This window comes from Vibrio sp. 10N.222.48.A3 (assembly GCF_041475345.1).
Classification (GTDB): domain Bacteria; phylum Pseudomonadota; class Gammaproteobacteria; order Enterobacterales; family Vibrionaceae; genus Vibrio; species Vibrio tasmaniensis_A.
Genome location: NZ_JBFRVX010001070.1, coordinates 1 through 3,245 on the forward strand (window position 1 = coordinate 1; position 3,245 = coordinate 3,245).

Consider the following 3,245-nt stretch of genomic DNA (forward strand, 5'->3'; position numbering starts at 1 on the left):
CTATCCCTCCACCACATTAAAGAAAGCCGCTGAGAAATCAGCGGCTTTTTTGTATCTGGAGGATCATGTTAATCTCAATCCTCAATCCTAAACTCGACCCCATACTCATATTCGAACCTAGCCCCAGAAACCTTATTTCCAATCGGCAGGCCCCTTCCGTTATTCACCAGTCTTTCGCGTGTCCCATGTTTCGAATCAGTAGGCACCAAAGTAGGACGTCTAATTCTCTGAAACTTTGATTTATATGGATAAATGCATTTAAGTGCGTATTTGATGTGTGGCGAGAATAGAGCTTCCTCACGAAATGGAAATCAATTGTTAATGCAGTTTCACTATAACTACTTAGGTATTTATCAATACTAATTACCCTAATGAATCTCCCAGAGCCTTTAAAATCGACATCGCTAAATTATCTCCTACGTAGTTCTACGTAATCCTTTGGTCTAATACGCAGTTTATGTGAGTCCGTCGTGCGTGCTCTCCCTGATATCTTGTTGCTACATCACGGTGCACTCTTATGTTGAATCATAAAAAATGCTCATAGAAAGAGTGTTAACCCAACAAAGGACGTGAATATGAGTCTCATTTCTAACTCCCTCACACGAGTTTTTAAAAACGTTGCAGTTACTGCAGCGGCTTGTTTAGCTTTGGTCGCTACTGGTGCAACTGCTGCTGATAAGGTTTATCGCTTGAAGCTTGCTGAAACATGGGGACCAAACTTCCCTGTATTCGGTGACGCGACGAAGAACATGGCTGCGATGGCTGAGAAAATGTCGAACGGTCGACTGCAAATCAGAATCGATTCTGCGAACAAACACAAAGCACCGCTTGGCGTTTTTGACATGGTTAAGTCTGGTCAATACGACATGGGGCACTCAGGCTCTTACTACTGGAAAGGTAAAGTTCCAAACACGCTTTACTTCACTTCTATGCCTTTCGGTATGACGCCAGCTGAACAATATGCGTGGTTCTATCACGGTGGTGGTATGGAGTTGATGGAGCAGGTTTACTCTCCACATAATCTGATGTCGTTCCCAGGTGGTAATACGGATATCCAGATGGGGGGTTGGTTTCAAAAAGAGATCAACAGTGTGGAAGACCTACAAGGTCTGAAAATGCGTATCCCTGGCTTTGCTGGTGAGATTCTAGCGGAGCTAGGCGCTAAACCTACCAATATTGCCCCAGGTGAGCTTTACACATCTCTAGAGCGTCGCACAATCGATGCACTAGAGTGGGTAGGTCCATCACTTGATCTGCGTATGGGCTTCCACAAGATCGCGCCTTACTACTACACAGGTTGGCATGAGCCGGGTTCAGAGCTTCAATTCCTAGTGAACAAGCGTACATGGAACAAGCTTCCTGAAGACCTACAAGAAATCTTGCGTGTTGCAATGCGTACAGCGGCTTACGACATGTACACACAAGCAACGCACGAAAGTGGCAAGAACTGGGTTTCAATGAAAACAGAATACCCAGACGTACAAGTTAAAGATTTCCCACCAGAGGTTATGTCTGCACTGAAAGAAGCGAACGATCGCCTACTTGCTAAGCACGCTGAGAAAGATGCATTGGCAAAAGAGATTCAAGCTTCACAAGCAAGCTACCTAGAGCAAGTACGTTCATGGACGGATATTTCACACAGAGCTTATTTAAATAGCCAAGCGAAATAATCGACAGTTTTTGAACTGAAGCTAAATGAACCCAAAGCTATTCTTGTTAGGTAACTAAGAGTGACTAAGCGGCGGGTTCATTTTAACCATAATAATTAAGCAGGATAAATCCTGTAATACGCCCAAGAACCCTTTCTACGTCGTGCCTATTGCTAGCTATAAACTGAATCGTTTTTAGTTTGGGTTAGTTGTGCTGCGCGATGTCTTTTCAAATTCCATGGAGTCGGGAATGCGAAGTCTAATTTATATTGAACGCCTGTTTAATCGTATCGGTGATGCACTGGGATGGCTTTCCAGTATGTTGTTTATTCTACTTATCGCTAACGTTGTGTATGACGTTGTCATGAGATATGCCTTCAATGATGTCTCAATCGCTTTCCAAGAGATGGAATGGCACCTTTTCTCAGCCGTTTTTCTATTAGGTGTTCCTTATGCCATCAAGGCTGGTGGTCATGTTCGAGTAGACGTGTTCTACGAACAATTGAGCTTTAAAGCGCAAGCCATTATTGACCTGCTAGGCACACTGATCTTTCTGATGCCTTTCTGTTTGCTGGTTGCTTGGTTTGGTATTGATGTTGCCAAAGAGAGTTATAACCTCGGCGAAACCTCAGGTGACCCGGGTGGCCTGCCATATCGATGGATCATCAAAGCCATGATTCCACTGTCATTTTTCTTGATGGCACTCAGCGGAGTCGGTTTGATCCTGCACTCGTTGAACAAAATTTTTAATCCCCATCTCATCCATGCAAATAACACGCATGCAAACAATATTCATACAAAGAATAAGTAGAGGCTGAACATGATTGGAATAGTAATGTTTTTCGTAGCCTTGTTTGCACTTTTACTAGGCTTCCCGGTGGCGTTTACCTTTGGTGGTATCGCGCTAATCTTTGGTGTTTGGGCGGAAGGCATCGAAATGTTTGCCTTCATGCCATATCGAATTCAATCAATCATGGAAAATACGGTGCTGATGGCCGTTCCATTGTTTGTTTTCATGGGACTTGTTCTACAAAAGACTAAGCTTGCTGAGCAGTTACTTGAGTCTATGGGACGACTGTTTGGTGGTGTACGAGGTGGTATCGCAATCTCGACAGTTCTCGTAGGTTCACTGCTTGCCGCTTCAACCGGTGTGGTAGGCGCTTCTGTGGTTGCAATGGGGCTTATCTCGTTGCCCGTCATGCTCAAGTACAACTACGACAAAGGCTTAGCCTGCGGCACCATCTGTGCGTCTGGTACGTTAGGGCAAATCATTCCGCCATCCATCGTCTTGATTCTATTGGGGGACGTATTGGGTGTTCCGGTAGGTGACTTGTTCCAAGCCGCGATTTGGCCGGGCGTGATGTTAGTGGGGGCTTATATCGTTTATATCTTAATATACGCGAAGCTTAACCCTGAAGCCGCTCAACCAATTGAGCGTGATGATTCCATCAGCCGTAAACAAGAAGTCATCAACGCATTGAAAGCAATCATACCGCCACTCGCGCTGATTATTGTCGTATTGGGCTCTATCTTTGCGGGTGTTGCTACGCCGACAGAGTCTGCTGCTCTGGGTGGTGCGGGTGCGATGGTACTCGC

At 45.1% G+C, this 3,245-nt stretch carries 3 protein-coding genes; all 3 read left to right on the forward strand.

All coding sequences use genetic code 11. The features are described 5' to 3' along the window. Positions 1-575 precede the first annotated feature (575 nt). Positions 576-1,670: a TRAP transporter substrate-binding protein gene (locus AB4653_RS23705; protein WP_009847138.1), complete on the forward strand. Its 1,095-nt coding sequence runs from the start codon at positions 576-578 to the stop codon at positions 1,668-1,670. Between the two features lie 217 nt (positions 1,671-1,887). Beyond that, complete coding sequence (locus AB4653_RS23710; RefSeq protein ID WP_049779139.1) at positions 1,888-2,460, forward strand: TRAP transporter small permease subunit; 573 nt, start codon at positions 1,888-1,890, stop codon at positions 2,458-2,460. A 9-nt stretch (positions 2,461-2,469) separates the two neighbouring features. Beyond that, a partial coding sequence (locus AB4653_RS23715) for a TRAP transporter large permease subunit (protein WP_372105471.1) occupies positions 2,470-3,245 on the forward strand: 776 nt, incomplete at its 3' end.

Coding starts and splice junctions, on each gene's coding strand:
- AB4653_RS23705 (WP_009847138.1), top strand. CDS start 576: ATGAGTCTCATTTCTAACTCCCTCACACGAGTTTTTAAAAACGTTGCA.
- AB4653_RS23710 (WP_049779139.1), top strand. CDS start 1,888: ATGGAGTCGGGAATGCGAAGTCTAATTTATATTGAACGCCTGTTTAAT.